Raw genomic sequence first — 16,466 nt, 5'->3', positions numbered from 1 at the left:
CTAGAATGACCTCCGCGCATCGTCCAACGCTTCGGAAACCGGCTCGCGGGGATTCCATTGCGGCGTTTCGGGCTTCAGGTGCAGTGGATCGCTGAACAGCCGTACGCCAATGCCGAACGGGGCGGCCAGCGTGAAATAGAAGATAGTCATGACCACTCGGCCGACCACGTCGGCCATCCAGTGGCCGAACGCGCGCCATTTGTCCCAGATTGTGCGTAGCAGTGCCATAATCAAGATCGAACGAGACTCGCAATAGTGAAGCGGCAGGCTAATGGCCCTTGGAACGCTCTGACGCGATGCGCGCCGCAAGCGCGCGTGCCGCTGCGGCACGCTCCAGATCATTGAGTTTATCGTACCGCAGTGATGCCGTCAATTCAAGGCGCGACGGCGCGTCCGGCGCGCGCACCCAGAATGTGTACGCGTCGTCCGCCCGGCCGGCGGCCAGAGCGGCGTCGCCCATCAACATGCGGAGTGTTTCATTCGCCGGGTCGCGGCGGTACGCGGCCTCGATGTAGCTCATGGCGGCATCGTATTGCCCGCGTGCCAGCGCAATCATGCCCATGCGCTGATTGGCGGTGCGGTTGCCCGGATCGAGCGCCAGCGCCTGACGGTAGGCGGCAATCGCTTCATCGAGCGGGGCCTCGCGCCGGAGCGTCTCCGGCAACCGGTCTGGAACGCGATAGCCCGCCAGTTCTGCGCGTGACTGGGCCAGCGCTCCGAGATTCGCGTATGCGGTGGCGACTATGGCATCGCGCTGCCATAGGGCGGTGACGAATAGCAGCGCTGCGGCAATCGCAATCACCCGCAGGGGCAGGCGTCCGAAAGCTGACCTGGCGCCGCCGTGCAAAGCCGCGATCATGCCGAGCGGGACAAACAGCAAGAGCATGCCACGTGAGCCGAACGGCACATCGTCCACCAACCCATGCAGCAGCATCACGGCCAGGCTGACCAACGCGGCCTCCCGCATCAGTCGGCGTGATTGATCTGCGGACGTGTTCCCGGAGTTTCTCGTGGCGCGCCAACTGGCGACTATGGCGACAAGCAGGAGCCAGATCAACGCCACGGCGCCCGGCAGCCCCTGCTCGATGAGAATATTGAGGAACGTGTTGTGCACGTGAGGCACATACAGGACGGGCAGCAACAGAGCGTACGCAGAGATCTGCATCGGCAGCGCGCCCAGCCCTGCGCCGGTGAAGATGTAGTCCTGCGCCAGTCCGATGCCGCCTTGCCAGAGCGTTACGCGCCCGATGACCGATCCGCTGCCGAAACCCGAAACGCCGGCCGGAGCCGCCACGGGCAGGCTGCCGAAGCTGCCTCGGTCAACAGCCGTGCCGAGCACGACGCCGACGCAGATCAGCGTCAAGGCGAGCAGGGCAGCGCGCACGACCGAGCGATTCTGCCGCAGCGCCGAGAACTGCCGTGCCAGCGCCCATCCAAGCAGGGCCACAGCCAGCGCCAGCCACGCCCCGCGCGACGCCGAGAGCAACAAGCCCGCGCCGGCGATCGCCAAAGCGATGCTCCACAGGATACGCAACGCGATGCGGCGGCGCGCTTCGATCCACACCACGATGCCGAATGGCACGGCCAGTGCAATAATGCCACCTGCGACATTGGGATTTAGGCGGCGGCCGGCGATCTCCGGCGCGGGTTCAGCCAGCCAAGCGCCGATCTGCGAGAGCGCATCGACCTTGCCGCCCCGCGCGCCCCAGTCGTTTGTCAGCACGAAGTAGATACTGATGGCGACGGCCAGCACGAACATGCCGAGCGCGGCGCCGCGCACGGCGGATGGCGTGCGCAGGTTGGCAACCGCGAAAAAGAGCGCCACCGCCGCGACGAGCGTCCAGTATTTGGCCCACGCCCACATGAGCGGCGTCGGCCCATCGGCCCAGCGCGGGTCCTGGTTGTACCCGACCGTGGCCGATGCGAAGGCGCTGGCCAGGAAGATGACCATCGGCAGGTCGAAGGGCGTGGGGCGCGTGGGGCTGCCGTACGCGAGGGTGCGCAGCAGCCACGCCACGCCGATCAGCGCCAGCGGCCAGGCGCCTTCCTGCGGCCGGATGTACCAGATCGCGCCGGCCAGTACGGCGAGACCGATGTCCAGCGCAGGCAGCAACTGTACGGTCAGCGAAGGCGCTTCGGAGCTTTGGGGTTGTCGAGACACGGGCACGCTCACTCAGCGAGACGGCTCACGTAGCCGAGTCGCCGGCGAGCGGCGTATCGCTGGCCCAGGTGAAGTGTTGGAAGGCGATATCGAGCGCCGATTTCAGCCCTTCCCATGAGTTCATGCCCTTGAGGAACGTCAGAATCGGGCCGGGACGATAGGCCCACTCGCGGAAGGCGCGCTTCTGCCAGTACTCCAGCCGCTCGGCCTTCAGATGCGGATAGTCGAGCACGGTCGAGCGATCCATATCGACTTCTTCCCAGCGCGTGCCGGGGCGGAACCAGCCATTTCTTACGACCTCGAAGAAGAACGGCGTGCCGGGGTACGGCGCGGCGATATGGAACAGGGCGATATCGAGCGGCAACTGCTTGGAGAACTCGATCGATTCACGGATGGTCAGTTCCGTTTCGCCGGGCAGGCCGATGATGAAGTAGCCCCAGTTCTTGATGCCGGCTGCGCGCGCCCAGGTGAGCGCCCGTCGCGCTTTTTGCGGGTCGGCGCCCTTGCGCGCGTGGTGAAGGATCGCCTCGTTGCCCGACTCGATACCCCACGAGATCATCCAGCAGCCCGCGCGGCCCATCAGCGACAACATCTCCGCGTCCACATAATCCACGCGGCTGTTGCACGTCCACTTGATGTCCAGTTTCTGGTCGATGATCAAGCGGCACAACTCGACCACCTGGTTGCGCGACAGGGTGAACAGATCGGCGTACATGTGGATGTAGTTGATGCCGAGTTTCTTCAGCACCCACAGCTCTTTGACGATATTCTCCGGCGAGCGCAGGCGCAGCGTCCACTGGTACGAGACGTGCTTGATGCAGTAGGTGCAGCCGGCGCTGCACCCGCGCGAGGAGACGATGAACGTGTACGCGCTCTTCATCATCGGCATGCGGTACTTGTCCAGCGGGAGCAGGTGATGCAGCGGGATCGGCAGGTCGTCCAGATTCGGGATGAACGGGCGCGGGGTATTGAGCGTGATCTCCGCGCCGCGCCGCCAGCCCAGGCCCTTGATATGTGACAGGTCCCCGCCGTTCTGCGAGACGAACTGGGTGGGCACGTTGGAGCCGGTGCCGGTCAGCAGGCGGCGGATGTTCTCGCTGGACGGCTCGCGCCCTTCGAAGGCGTCGATCACCTCGCGCAGGGTCATCTCCGGCTCGCCCTGCAACACGAAGTCGAGCGCCGGGTAGGGCTCCAGCGTTTCGCGCCACATCGGTGTGACATGCGTGCCCATGGCCATCGTCCGCGCGCCGAGCGACTTGGCCAGGAAGACGCCGTACATGTCGTTCTGCAGCGTCGGCGCGGTCACCTGAGTGAGGTAGTACTTTGGCATCGCCGCGCGCAGACGCGCCTCGAACTGAGGCCAGGTCATGCGCTCGGCGATGGCGTCGATGATGGCGACCGTGTAATCGGGCGCCAGCAGCGCGGCCATCTGCGCCAGCGAGACCTGCGGCCAGATCATGTTCTCGCGGCTCTTGCGCCCAACACGGTGCTGGCTGCGAATCCAGATGCCGCCGTCCGGCGCCGGCGGGTTGACGAGCAGCACGTCGACGGCCGTGGCGGGACGCTCGCGCGCCGTGATATGCTCGCGCACGGCGGCGCCGGCGTCCGGGAACTTAGGCGCGCGCACGATTTCGCGCGTGCGCGTGCCCAGATTGATTTGTGTATCAGATTCAGGCATGCTTCCTTCTTCCCCTTGTTGATGCGCCGGCACCGCGCTACGCCGCAGGGTCTTCGGCTGCGGCGGTGATGCCGGGTTCAATCAGATCGCGCTGCGCGTCGGCATCGCGCTGGGCCAGTTCCTCCAGCACGCGCATCACGACCCATGCGACGGCCAGTTGAATGCCGACGATGACCAGCGACGCGCCGATAAGCAGGTAGAACCAGAGGCGCTCGATTTCCCATCCGCTGAAGCTGGCGATGAACGCGCCGGTACCCATGAGCGTGCCGAGGCCAATCGCCGCCAGCCCCATCCACCCGAACTGGTAGTCGAGCGGCGGTGAGAAGATCGGCTTGCCGAACAGCCCTTGCCGCACCGGCTGGCGGTGGAAGAGCGCAACCAGGTAGTTGAACATCGCGCCGAGCGAGAAGAGGTTGATGCCCGCTACCACCAACAGAGCCGCGCCGAACACCAGGAACACCTGTGACGCCGTCAGCGTCGTGACGCCGCTCAGGCGCAAGAACAACATATACGCGCCGATCAGTAGCGCGACCGCGAGCGCCGCCAGCGCGCCGATGCCGAGGATGCGCACCGGGTTGTAGGCGAGCGCCGTCCAGACAATGGCGCGGGTGAAGCGCACCCCGTCGCGCACCACGGATAGCTTCGAGCGTCCAACGCGCTCAGCGTATGAAATCGGCACTTCAACGATCTTGAGGTTTTCGTGGATTGCGCGCGTGCTCATGGCCGGCGTGAACTGCAGGCCGTCCGGCAGCGGGTACAGGCGCGGCAGCACCGAGCGTCGCACGATCCGCTGACCGCTGGCGGTGTCGCGCACCGGCACGTTGCCGATCAGACTCAGCAGCATGGCGAAGACCGTGTTGCCGATGCGCCGCGTCAGCGGCATGTCGCTGCGCGCCCCGCTCATGCGCGATCCGACGACCACGTCGGCGTCCTGCGCCGCGCGGCACAACGCGGGAAAGCTCTCCGGCGGGTAGGTGCCGTCCGCGTCGAGAAACGCCACGTAGTCGCTCTGGCTGGAGCGGAAACCGGTCTTGATGGCCGCGCCATAGCCGCGGTTGCGCGGGTGGCGGATCAGGCGCACCAAGGGATAGCCAGCGACGACGTCAGCGGTGTGGTCACGTGAACCGTCGTCCACCACGACGAGTTCGGCGTCCCAACCGGCGTTGGCCAACTCAGGGCGTACGGCCAGCACGCGCTCGACAATGTGCGCGATGCCGTGCTCCTCGTTGTAGGCTGGAATGACAATCGATAAGGTGTGCATGTTAGAGCGAATAGACGGCTACCCCGTCGGGCACCGTGCTGGTCCCATCAATCTCCCGGATGACCCGCGCCGGCACGCCGCCGACCACGGTATGCGCCGGCACGTCTTTGGTGACGACTGCGCCGGCGGCGACGACCGCGCCGCGTCCGACGCGCACGCCATCCAATATCAGCGCGCCACTGCCGATCCACACATCGTCCTCAATGACGATTCCCTGCGCCGTGATGCCCTGCTCGACGAACGGGCGTGCCGGGTCATCGAAGACATGGTTGACGGCGATGAGCTGGCAGTGCGGCGACGTATAGACCCGGTCGCCGATCGTCACGCCGCCCTGCCCGCGAATAACATTATACTCGCCGATGAGGCTGTGGCGTCCGACACGAATGCCCGACTGCGGTATGCCCCGGAAGTTATATACGTGCAGCACCGAGCCGTGCATGACCAGCGTGTCGTCGCCGATCGTGACGCCGGCCGGGCAGGCATGAATATACACACCCTCGTCGAGGTACACGCGCCGGCCCAGCCGGATGTTGCCGGCAAAGCGCAGCCGCACGCCCGCTTCGATGGCGGCCATGCCGTCCATGCGCAGCATGAAGCGGTAGAGCAGCCCGCGCAAAGCGATTCCGGCAATTGTTGGCACCCATCCGGCCAGCGCCATCAGCGCTTGCTCCCATACATAGCGCGGCAGGCTGGCTGCCTGGCGATCCAGGTAGAGGCGGGCGGAGGGCGGTCGGCCCGCGGCGGTCGCCATGCTTCAATCCTCGACGTAGATAATCTTGGAGCCTTGCGGCTCAAAGCCGAAACCGATGCGCCGCAGTTCCGGCAGAGCGCGCTCGATGGCGGCCTGCCGTTCCGGTGGCGCATACAGCAGCAGGAACCCGCCGCCGCCCGCGCCAAGTACCTTGCCGCCGACGGCCCCGGCGGCGCGCGCGCGGTCATACCACTCATCAATCTGCCCGTTGCTGATCCCGGACGCCAACTGCTTCTTGGCCAGCCAGCCGTCGTGCAGGATGCCGCCAAACGCATCGAGGTCCTGCTGATTGAGCGCGGCGCGCAGTGCGTCGGCCTGTGCGACCATGTGCCCCAGCACGCGCCGGTTACCGGCGTCGTGCTCCGTGTTCGAGCGCTGCTCGGCCAGAATCGCGCTGGAGGCGCGGGTCGTGCCCATGTACATGAGCATCAGTCGGGATTGCAGCGTCTGCCGCAGAGCGGGCGGGCAAATGATCGGATTAACGAAGACGCTCTCATCCGGGTTGAATCGCAGATACTGCAGGCCGCCATAGGCAGCTATGTACTGATCCTGCTTGCCAATCGGACGTCCGCACCGCTCGATTTCGATTTCGCACGCCTCGCGCGCCAGCCGCTCGGCTCCCACGTGCCGCCCGATGTAACCGTACAACGCGGTCAGCAGTCCGACCGTGTACGTGCTGGAGGAACCGAGTCCCGTGCCTTCAGACGGAATGTCCGAGATTGATGTAATCTCGATGCCGCCATCAACCCCGACCAGTTTCAGCGCCTCGCGGATCAACTCGTGCTTCACCATGCCCACGCTATCGACGATTTCCGTGACGGAATAACTCGCGCGGATGCGGCTGTCAAACTTGCGGTTGACCGTGATGTAGATGTATTTGTCGATCGCGGTGCTGACGACGGCGCCGGGCGCACACTGGTAGTACGCCGCCAGATCGCTGCCGCCGCCGACGAAACTGACGCGCAGGGGGGTGCGGGAGATGATCACGCTGCGGATGATAGCATAGCTGACTAGTCGGCGGCTAGCGGGTTCTGATCAAATCGGTCAGCCGCAGTTGCGGGAGCCAGAAGACAATGGCCACTGACAGCGCGATAACGACGATGGTGGTTGCGATAACGGTAATGCTCAGTCTAGCGTTCTGCGGACGGACGGCGCGCCACAGCTTCTTGTACCACGGGCGATGGTGCCGCGAGCGCCGCACATGCACATGATCCTCGATGGCCTGTGTCGTCAGCACCGGGCCTTGTGGTTCCGGCGCGCCGGCGGCCGCGCTGTTCCAACGGATCTCCGGTGTGGCGGAAGGAACGGCCGGCGCGGTCGAAGTCACAGGGCCGTGCATTTCCAATTCGGCTATGCGCACCTGCAGGCGGGCCGCTTCAGCCTGCAGGTGCAAGATGAGGTCCACCAGTTGATCGAACGTCAGTTGCGATAGTTCGTCGCGCGTCATTATAGGCCATTTTAACCGAATGGCAGCGATGTCACAAACGACCGGACGATGCCCGCTCACGCCGCTCTCGCGACCGGCGTCGAGCGAACCAGCAGCACCGGCGCGCGCGCTTGACGGGCGACGCGGTCGGCGACGCTGCCCAGTAGCCAGCGAACTACGCCGGTGCGCCCGTGGGTCGTCATGACGATCAGGTCAACCGCCTGCTCGGAAGCGCAAGCGATGATGGCGTCGGCAGCGCGGGCATTGTCCAGCACGATTGCGCGCACGCGCTCCCGCGGTTGCAGCCGGGTGGCGAGCCGGTGCAGGTACAACTCGGCGTCGGCGCGCACCGCCTTCAAATCGTCTGCCAGCGTGCCGTCCATGTGCGGGTCGTGTTCCGCGATGTCGTGTAGCGAATAGGTCACCACGCGCAGCAGGATGATCTCGCCGTTGGCCGGAGCCGCCAGCATGTGCGCGTGCGGCAGCGCAGCCTCGGCCAGCGCCGATCCATCGAGCGGCACCAGGATGCGGTTATACATCGTGCCCCCTTCGGCCGTGCGGCGTTATGGCGCCGCCGGTACTTTGAAGATCACGCCAGCCAGATAGCCGGCCAGCGCACTGAGCGTGCCGATCAGGGCCATTTCCAGCCCGCTGCGCCCCGGGTGCCCGACGGTCGTGCGCGCTTTGTAGGCACCGACCACAAATAGCGTCAGGGCAGCGATGATGAGCGACAGCAGCATGCTGGTGCCGACCGGAAGCCAGATGTAGGGCGCCAGCGGGATCAGCGAGCCGACAATCGCGGCGAAGCCGACGACGAACGCCGAGCGTAGTGCGTGGCCGCGATCCGACGGCATCAGGCGCATCTCCTCAGCCATCATGACGGCCACCCAGACGTCCGGACTGGCCGTGATCGTGTTCACGATCCGCTCAAGCAGATCGCCGCTAAAACCCTTCTGCGCGTAGATCTGGCGGATTTCGTCTCGCTCGCGATCCGGCTGCGCAGTAATATGCCGGAATTCGCGCTGCCGTTCGCTTTCGTACAGCTCCGCGTCGGCCAGCGTCGAGGTGTACGCCACCGCGCCCATCGACACCGATTCGGCGAAGGTGGCGGCCAGCCCGGCGACGAGCACAATGGACGTGTCGCTGGTCGCCGCGGCGACGCCCAGAATGACGCCGAGCACGTTGACCAGTCCGTCCTGCCCGCCGAGTATCACTTCCGAAAGGCGCGAATGGTTGCGGTGTGCGTCCACTGCCGGTTTGCTTTGACGCCGGTGATTCATTGCTGGCCTCCGAGAGCGCATGAACGATGCGCGCTCCTTAGTTTACTCGAAGCTGCCGTGCGGCGGAAGGGGCGAATGTCACTCCCTGTGAAGGGTAAATTGGCATGGGGCGCAGGCACAAAAGACAAAGGCGCCCGCATCTGGGCGCCTTTGGTGAGCATTGAACTCCGGCCTGATCTTTGCGGTGTTGCGGCGTGGGCGAGGTTGCAGCCATGTGGTGCGCGAGCAGCGCGGACAAGAGCGCATACCACTCGGTTGCGCGCACGACATCGTCGAGGCTGATCTGGTCGAGCGTGGTATGCGCGTAGACCTCGTCGCCCGGACCGAAGCCGATCGACGGGATATGCGCTACGCTCGCCGCGGATTACCGCTCAGCCGCGCCAAGGATCAAGGCCAGCAGCGCCATGCGCACGACAACGCCATTGAACGCTTCCTGCCAGTAGCGCGCATGGCGGGTACCATCCACGTCGGCGGGCAACTCGTCCATGCGCGGCAGGGAGTGCAGGATGATGGCATCGGAGCGCGCCTTGTCACGCAGGAGTTCGCGGCTGACGACATAGTTATCCGGCGTATGCGGCCGCTCGGACGCGTGCTCGACGCGCGATTGCGTGTAGTCGGCCTGGATGACCGGCTCCATGTAGATCACGTCGGCCTGATCGATCACTTGTGCGACATGCTCTGCCTCGCGGAAACGCAGGTTGCGCTCGCGCAACTCGGCCTTGAACTCGTCCGTCAGCGACATGTCGGGCGGCGCGACGTAGATCGCCTGGCAATCAAACTGGGTGAGCGCATACGAGAGGGAGTGCATCGTCCGCATGCGCATATCGCCGATGCAGAGGAACGTCAGGCCGTCGATGCGGCCGCGCTCCTCGCGCACAGTGTACAAGTCGGTCAGCACCTGTGTGGGGTGCTCGCCCCAACCGTCGCCTGCATTGATCACCGGAACGCTGGCCCAGCGCGCAGCCTCGGCGGGCGCGCCCTGCAGGAAATGGCGCATGACGATTGCGTCACCGTAATACTCGAGCATGCGAACGGTATCCTTGATTGATTCCTGATACCAGTCGCCGGCGCGCGTCATCTTGAAGTCGGCAAACCCGACCACGTGGCCGCCGAGCCGGTGCATGGCCGCCTCATGCGCCAGCCGGGTGCGGGTACTCGGCTGGTAGAATGCCGTCACGAGCGTCTTGGCCGCCAGCAGGTCGCTGTTGCGCCGGTCGCGCGCAATCGGCTCGAGGTCTTTGGCGACTTGAAAGACACGCGTGAAATCGTCACGTTCGAAATCCTTCAGCGACAGGATGTCGCGGCCCAGAAAACTCCGCATCATGGCCTCCTTTCGGGCTCACTGTGTCCGTGCCCGACGGCAATCGGTGAGAAGCCGCACGCACTCTTCCTGGATATATGATACCACCGTGCGGTCGCGGCGCTCGCATGCAGAGCAGCAATTCTCATTTTGGAGTCGGCTGCCAATATGCCCCCTCATCCCCTGCCCCTTCTCCCCCGCGCGCGGGGGAGAAGGGGAAAAGCTAACGGGGATTGGCGCGGCGGCTACGCCGCCGCGCCAATCCCCGAAGAATCTCGCCCCCTCCCAACGAAGTTGGGAGGGGGTCGGGGGGAGGGCAACGCCACTTTTTCGGCGGGCCAGCTTGCGTGACAAGCGCCTGAGAGCCAGCGCATCGCAAGCGGCATTGGAAAGTACCCGTACAAAGCCAAATTGAGAATTGCTGCATGCAGAGGCCCGGCTTGCGGGCAACAAAAAAGCCCCGCACCGGCACGGTGCGGGGCGTACAACGAGCGGCTAGAACTCCGGCGTAACGGCGGCGGTAAGTTGCGCCAACACGGTCGGAAAAAGCGCGTACCATTCGGTGGCGCGCACCACATCGTCGAGCTTGTTCTGGTCCAGCGTGGTGTGCGCGTGGACCTCGTCGCCGGGCCCGAAGCCGATCGACGGTATCTGCGCCTTCCCCGCCCAGTAGGTGCCGTTGGTCGAGAAGCCCCATTTGCCCGTGGGCGGCGCTTCGCCCCACAGACGCGCCATCGTGCGTTGCCCGGCGCGCACCAGGGGATGCGTCTCATCGAGCGCCCAGGGCGGATAGTACTTTTCGATCGGGAAGACGAAGCCGGTGTAGCTCGGCGTGTCGTAGAACATCTCTTTGAGCGTGATCTCGCCGCGCAGTTCAGCCGGAATCAGTGCCTGGATGCGCTCCACGATGCCTTTGCGCGTCTCGCCGAACGTAATGCGGCGGTCGATGAAGATACTGAACAGGTCTGGCACGGCGTTGATGGACGGCGTGTGCACCTCAGCATCGGTGACAACCACGGTTGCCTTGCCCAGGAACGGGTCGCTCGGCAGCTGCGCGTCGAGATCGCGGATGCCCGCGATGATGTCCAGCATCTTGTACACCGCGTTGTCACCCAGGTGATGGTGCGCGGCATGAGCCGATTTGCCGCTGGCCGTGATCTGCAACTCGATGCGCCCTTTGTGCCCGCGATAGACCTGCATCTTGGTCGGCTCGCCGATGACGACGAAATCGGGGCGTACCCTTGGGTCCACCTCAACGAACGAGTTGGGGGCGATGCCGTCGCACCACTCTTCCATATTGCCGAAGTAGTACGCGGTCCAGCCGTGCAGCAGACCGAGCTGTCGGGCGAGCGCCAGGCCGTAGATCATGCCGGGCGTCGAGCCTTTTTCGTCGCATGCCCCGCGCGCGAAGAGAATGCCGTTTTCAACCTTGCCCTTGAACGGATCCCACTCCCAGGCGGCCGGATCGCCGACGCCGACGGTGTCGATGTGCGAATCATACACCAGGCAGCGCGGCCCGTTGCCGATGCGGCCCAGGATATTGCCCATCTTGTCGAAGCGCACCTCGTCGAAGCCGAGGGCGCGCATCTCCTGGCCGACGCGCTCGCCCACGGGGCCGATCTGCGAGTCGTACGACGGAATCGCGCAGATATCGCGGAAGAACCGGATCATCGAGTCGCGCCGCTGGGCGACGAGCGACCGGATTTCTTGGGTGATGTCAGGGCTCATGGCGTTTCAATCCGACAGGGGCTAGAGATCGATGACGCTGCGGGCCACTTCGCCGCGCGCCAGTGCCTCGTACGCTTCGTTGATACGCTCAAGCGGGTAGTGACGCGAGATCAACTCGTCTAGCTGCAATTGGTGATGCTTGTACAGATCGAGGACACGCGGGATGTCGATGCTGGGACGCGCGCTGCCGAACATGGAGCCTTTGACTGTCTTCTCCTCGGCAAAAAAGGAGAACGCCGGGAACGAAACCTTGCTGGCCGACGGCGGCATGCCAACCATGACGGCCGTGCCGCCTTTGCGGATCATAGCGTACGCCTGTTCCATGGTCGCCGGCAGGCCGATGACCTCGAATGACCAGTCCACACCGCCCTTGACAAGCTCGCGCACTTTCTTGATCGCGTCTTCGGACCGGCCGTTGATCAGATGTGTCGCGCCGAACGTGGTCGCCATCTCCAGCTTGTTGTCGTGAATGTCGACCGCGATGATGACGGAGGCGTTGGCCAGCCGCGCGCCCTGAATCACATTCAGCCCGACGCCGCCGCAACCGATCACAGCCACCGTCTCGCCCGGCGAAACCTTCGCCGTGTTGATGACGGCGCCGACGCCGGTCATCACGCCGCATGAGACGAGCGCGGCGCGGTCGAGCGGCACGTCGGACGGCACCTTGATGGCGGCGGATTCGTGCACGACCGTGTACTCGGCGAAGCACGACACGCCGATGAAGTTGTACACGCGCTCGCCGTGCTGACTGAGGCGGCAGGCGCGGCGCAGCACTTCGACGTTGTCGCACAGGTTCGGATGGCCGCTGTTGCACTGCCGGCAGTAGCCGCAGAATGGGCGGAACGTCACGGCGACCGGATCGCCCTTGTGCAGGCGGCTAACGCCCGGCCCGACGGCCTCCACGATGCCCGCGCCCTCGTGCCCGAGCACCACCGGCATTGGGTGCGGCGTCTCGCCGATCATGATGTGGTAGTCGCTGTGGCAGACGCCGGCGTGCGTAATCCGCACCAGCACCTCGCCGGTTAGCAGATTAGTGTCCAGATCGACCTGCTCGATGGTCAGCGGCGCATTGGGCGCGCGCAAGACGGCGGCCTTCATGGTCTCGCTCCTGTGCTCTGTCGTGCTACACGTTGAACTTGACGTGGACGATGTCGCCATCGCTGACCACGTACGTTTTGCCCTCGAGCCGCAGCGTGCCGCGCTTGCGCGCTTCGGCGAATCCGCCCGCGTCGATCAGGTCGGCATACGCGATGACTTCGGCGCGAATGAAGCCGCGCGCCAGGTCGCTGTGAATGGTGCCGGCGGCTTCGACCGCTGTCGCGCCTTTGCGGACCGTCCAGGCGCGCACCTCGTCTTCGCCGGTCGTCAGGAACGAATGCAGGCCGAGCAGGTCGTACGAGAGCCGGATGATGCGGTTCAGGCCGGGCTCGGTAATGCCGTACTCAGCAAGAAACTCGCGCGCATCGTCGGGCGCCATCTGCGCGATTTCCATTTCCAGCTTGCCGCGCAGTGCCGTGTGGATGGTGCCCTGGTCGCCGTCGCGCCGTTCCCACTCGGCCTGGGGCGACTGCGACTCCGCCAGATTGTAGATGACCATCGTCGGTTTGACGGTCAGCAGGCCAAAGCCGCGCACCGATTTGACTTCATCTTCATTCATGCCGAGCGTGTTGAGGCGCCGCTCGCCTTCGAGGTGAGTCTGCATGCGCTCGAAGAGGGCGACCTCGCGCACGCGCATTTCCTTCTCCTGCGGCGTGCCGCCGCGCTTGCCGGCGTCTTCCTTCAGTCGCTGCAGGCGCTTTTCGACCGCCATCAGGTCGGCCAGCAGTAATTCGGTCTCCAGCGCATTCAGGTCGCGCGCCGGGTCCACGCTGCCGTCCGGGTGCGGCACGTTCGGGTCGTCAAAAGCGCGGATGACCAGAATCAGCGCGTCGCTCTGCGAGAGCAGGTTGAGGAGCGCCGGCTCCAGCCCGCCTTTCTCGCCGGCGCCGCGCGCGAGGCCGGCCACATCGTTATACTGCACCTTCGCGTGCGTCACCTTGCGCGGGTTGAACATCTGCGCCAGCACGCCAAGCCGGTCGTCCGGCACGTCGACGACGCCGGTGTGCACTTCGAACTTGCCGGACGAGTAGGCCGCCGGGGCGATGTTGCCGCGCGTTAGCGCATTGAAAATGGTGGTCTTGCCCGACGTGGGCAGGCCAATGATGCCGATCTGCATAGCTTGGCGGGATCCTTGTTATGTGGCGGGAAGGGCCGGCGCGTCATCGCGCTCGACGAGCACGACGCTTCCGTGGCCGAGCGATTGCCAGATATCGAACGCGTAGCCGACCGATTCCTGCAGCACGCCGAGCAGCAGCGCCAGCGTCATGCCGTGCGAGACGACGGCAAACGTCGCCTCGCCGTAGCGGTCGACGAGTTCCTGGAAGCACGCCGTTGCGCGCGTCTGCGCATCGGTGGCGCGCTCCCAACCGCCGATGCTGAGCGCCGGTTTCTGCATGACTTCGAGCACGCGCGACTCGGGGTCTTCCAGGTGCTCGCTGGTGCGTTTCAGTTCGCGCAGGCGCACATCGTGAAACAGCGGGAGGCGGCGGTCAAACACAATCTGGCTGACGGTGGCGAGCGCGCTGCTTTCGTCGCTGCTGACGATCGCCGTGACTGCGTCCCAAAAAGGCAGCCGCGCGATCATGCGCGCCTGCTCCTCGCCGCGATCCGACAGCGGCCAGAAGGCGGGGTCCTCATGAGTTGCCTGCGTCTCGGCGTTGCGGATGAGATAGACTTTGGGCATGCGCGGTTCGTTTGGCGGGATGGGCGCCGGCGCGCCAACATGCGCGCCAACGGCAAACCATTTTACTCCGAATGGAAGTTGGCGCCTAATGCGGCGGGCGACTGCCCGCGCAGCATGCGCGTGAGCCAGCGCGCGAACCCGGCAGGCAGGTAGGCCATCAGGCGGTCGAGTCCCTCGCTGTTGGCTGCGAGCAGGACGAGGATCATCATCAGGAACGGCGCGACCTGGAAGACGTAGATCGGCATGTCGGGCATGCCGGCCTGCAGCACGCTGCCGAGTGTTTGCAGCCCGCCGAACAGGTATGCGCCGAAGGCGGCGCGGAACGGGTGCCAGCCGCCAAAGATGACGATCGACAGCGCGATCCAGCCGAAGCCCTGCGTGTGATGGTAGCTCCAGCCGGGGCTGGCGCCCAGCGAGAACGCCGCGCCGGCCACGCCGACCAGGGCGCCGCCAATCAGCGTATAGAGGTAGCGCAGGCGGTTGACGTTTGCGCCGCGTGCGAAGGCCGCCGCCGGGCGCTCGCCGATGCCCTGCAGCATGAGGCCGGGCTGCGTCTTGAACATGAACAGCCAGGCGAGCAGCACGACGGCGAAGCTGGCGTACACCGTGACGCTGTGGTTGAAGAAGAGCGTGCCGAGCACCGGGATGTCGCTCAGGAACGGGATGGGCGCGGGCAACGCAGTGATGATCGGCTTGCGCACAAACGGCGTGCCGAGGAACGAACTGAGATCGGTGCAGAGCACAGTCAGGATGAACCCGACGGCCACCTGGTCGCGATTGAGCGCAATACCCGCGTACGCGATGAGCAGCGCGACGAGCGCGCCGACCGCCATCGCCGCCAGGAATCCGGCGGCCACGCTGCCGGTGCTGTACGCCACGGCGAAGCCGGCCATCGCGGCCAGCATCAGCGAGCCGTCGAGCGACAGGTTGATGACGCCGGCCTTCTCGGTGATCGTCTCGCCGACCGCCGCGAAGACGAGCGGCGCGGAATCGGCCAGGATAGAGGCCAGCAGGCGGATGACGATGTCCATGCGCTAGGTCTCCGTATTGCCGCTGCGCGTGCCGAGGCCGCGCGCGAGCACGACGATCAGCACCAGCACGCCCTGGATGACGCCGCCGAGCGACGAGTCGAGTTGCAACTGCATCTGCAGCGTGCGGCTACCCAGGCTGAGCGCTGCGAAGAAGAACGCTAGTGGGGCGACCCACAGAGCGCGGAACCCGGCCAGCAGCGCGACCAGGATGGCCAGATATCCGTAGCCGCTGCTGATGGACGGGATGAGGCGGTGATACGTCACAGTGGTCTGCACAGCACCGGCGAGACCGGCGCATGCGCCCGCCACAACGAACGCCAGCAGTATCTGCCGCTCGGTGGCGATACCGAGCCAGTGCGCGGCGCGCAAGCTCTTGCCGATCGCTTTGAGTTGCAGACCCCAGGTGGTTCCGCGCAGCGCCACGTACACTATCAAAAGCGCGACAATGGCCAGCCCGAGCGCATACGGGCTGAGGCGCAGCCCCTCCAGCGTCGGTAGATAGGCGTTCAGCGGGTATGGTTCCGTGCCGCTGGCCGACGCGCGACCGGCCTGCTTCCACGGCCCGAAGATCAGGTAGTTTGTGAGGCCGATGGCCACGAAGTTGAGCCCCATCCCACCGAAGATCTCATGTACCTTGCCGTACGTTTTTAGCGCTCCGACGATCAATCCCCACAGTCCGCCGGCAACGGCCGCGCTCAGCAGGACGAGCGACAGGAGCAGCGGCGCCGGCAGGTCCGGTAGCGTGCGCACGACGAAGGTGGCGCCAATCGCACCGAGCGTGATCTGCCCCTCGATACCGATGTTCCACAGGCCGGCAGTGAAAGTAACGAGCAGTCCGACGGTGGCGAGCGTCAGCGGCACCCAGGCGGCCAGCACATCGGCCTGCCGGTCGGCATCGCCGAACGCGCCGTCCCACATGCCGGCCAGCACGGCGAGCGGCGACGCGCCGACCAGTACAATGATCACGAGCGTGACGATCAGCGCCAGTGCGACAGGCTGCAGCGCCGGCATCAGCCGGCGAGCGACGCGCGTTACTGACCTGCGCGGGACGGATGTGGTCATGTTGCT

The 16,466-nt window shown here is 65.4% G+C and carries 16 protein-coding genes; all 16 read right to left on the bottom strand.

All coding sequences use genetic code 11. The features are described from left to right. The 16 genes from HZB53_14415 to HZB53_14340 all read right to left on the bottom strand — a co-directional run bounded on the left by HZB53_14415 (nucleotide 1) and on the right by HZB53_14340 (nucleotide 16,460). A complete protein-coding gene (locus HZB53_14415) occupies nucleotides 1–228 on the bottom strand; it encodes a hypothetical protein (GenBank protein ID MBI5878841.1) in 228 nt (75 codons plus the stop codon). 40 nt (nucleotides 229–268) lie between these two features. Next, complete coding sequence (locus HZB53_14410) at nucleotides 269–2,161, bottom strand: O-antigen ligase family protein (GenBank protein MBI5878840.1); 1,893 nt, start codon at nucleotides 2,159–2,161, stop codon at nucleotides 269–271. A 25-nt stretch (nucleotides 2,162–2,186) separates the two neighbouring features. Further along, nucleotides 2,187–3,839, bottom strand: coding sequence for a radical SAM protein (locus HZB53_14405; GenBank protein ID MBI5878839.1), 1,653 nt, complete (start codon nucleotides 3,837–3,839; stop codon nucleotides 2,187–2,189). 37 nt (nucleotides 3,840–3,876) lie between these two features. Beyond that, complete coding sequence (locus tag HZB53_14400; GenBank protein ID MBI5878838.1) at nucleotides 3,877–5,100, bottom strand: glycosyltransferase family 2 protein; 1,224 nt, start codon at nucleotides 5,098–5,100, stop codon at nucleotides 3,877–3,879. 1 nt (nucleotide 5,101) lies between these two features. Continuing rightward, nucleotides 5,102–5,758, bottom strand: coding sequence for an acyltransferase (locus HZB53_14395; GenBank protein ID MBI5878837.1), 657 nt, complete (start codon nucleotides 5,756–5,758; stop codon nucleotides 5,102–5,104). Nucleotides 5,759–5,854: 96 nt separating this feature from the next. Then, nucleotides 5,855–6,838: a GHMP kinase gene (locus tag HZB53_14390; protein MBI5878836.1), complete on the bottom strand. Its 984-nt coding sequence runs from the start codon at nucleotides 6,836–6,838 to the stop codon at nucleotides 5,855–5,857. Between the two features lie 34 nt (nucleotides 6,839–6,872). Beyond that, nucleotides 6,873–7,298 carry a hypothetical protein gene (locus HZB53_14385; protein ID MBI5878835.1) on the bottom strand — a complete coding sequence of 142 codons (426 nt, stop codon included), beginning with the start codon at nucleotides 7,296–7,298 and terminating at the stop codon, nucleotides 6,873–6,875. A gap of 56 nt (nucleotides 7,299–7,354) precedes the next feature. Continuing rightward, entirely contained in the window at nucleotides 7,355–7,816 is a 462-nt protein-coding gene (locus HZB53_14380; protein ID MBI5878834.1) for a universal stress protein, read from the bottom strand. A gap of 24 nt (nucleotides 7,817–7,840) precedes the next feature. Continuing rightward, nucleotides 7,841–8,557, bottom strand: a complete 717-nt coding sequence (locus HZB53_14375; GenBank protein MBI5878833.1) for a VIT1/CCC1 transporter family protein — start codon at nucleotides 8,555–8,557, stop codon at nucleotides 7,841–7,843. Nucleotides 8,558–8,921: 364 nt separating this feature from the next. Next, complete coding sequence (gene pyrB / locus HZB53_14370) at nucleotides 8,922–9,878, bottom strand: aspartate carbamoyltransferase (GenBank protein ID MBI5878832.1); 957 nt, start codon at nucleotides 9,876–9,878, stop codon at nucleotides 8,922–8,924. 474 nt (nucleotides 9,879–10,352) lie between these two features. Further along, nucleotides 10,353–11,585, bottom strand: coding sequence for a YgeY family selenium metabolism-linked hydrolase (locus HZB53_14365; protein MBI5878831.1), 1,233 nt, complete (start codon nucleotides 11,583–11,585; stop codon nucleotides 10,353–10,355). A 21-nt stretch (nucleotides 11,586–11,606) separates the two neighbouring features. Beyond that, entirely contained in the window at nucleotides 11,607–12,683 is a 1,077-nt protein-coding gene (locus tag HZB53_14360; protein MBI5878830.1) for a Zn-dependent alcohol dehydrogenase, read from the bottom strand. A gap of 25 nt (nucleotides 12,684–12,708) precedes the next feature. Continuing rightward, nucleotides 12,709–13,800, bottom strand: coding sequence for a redox-regulated ATPase YchF (gene ychF / locus HZB53_14355; GenBank protein ID MBI5878829.1), 1,092 nt, complete (start codon nucleotides 13,798–13,800; stop codon nucleotides 12,709–12,711). Between the two features lie 18 nt (nucleotides 13,801–13,818). After that, nucleotides 13,819–14,367: a histidine phosphatase family protein gene (locus tag HZB53_14350; protein ID MBI5878828.1), complete on the bottom strand. Its 549-nt coding sequence runs from the start codon at nucleotides 14,365–14,367 to the stop codon at nucleotides 13,819–13,821. A gap of 62 nt (nucleotides 14,368–14,429) precedes the next feature. Further along, nucleotides 14,430–15,398 carry an ABC transporter permease gene (locus HZB53_14345; GenBank protein ID MBI5878827.1) on the bottom strand — a complete coding sequence of 323 codons (969 nt, stop codon included), beginning with the start codon at nucleotides 15,396–15,398 and terminating at the stop codon, nucleotides 14,430–14,432. Between the two features lie 3 nt (nucleotides 15,399–15,401). Continuing rightward, the gene (locus HZB53_14340) at nucleotides 15,402–16,460 is read right to left on the bottom strand and encodes an ABC transporter permease (protein MBI5878826.1); all 1,059 of its coding nucleotides are present in this window, start codon (nucleotides 16,458–16,460) and stop codon (nucleotides 15,402–15,404) included. Between the last annotated feature and the right edge of the window lie 6 nt (nucleotides 16,461–16,466).

This window comes from Chloroflexota bacterium, from assembly GCA_016235055.1.
Lineage (GTDB): Bacteria > Chloroflexota > Anaerolineae > JACRMK01 > JACRMK01 > JACRMK01.
This window is presented reverse-complemented; position numbering and strand designations above follow the sequence as displayed.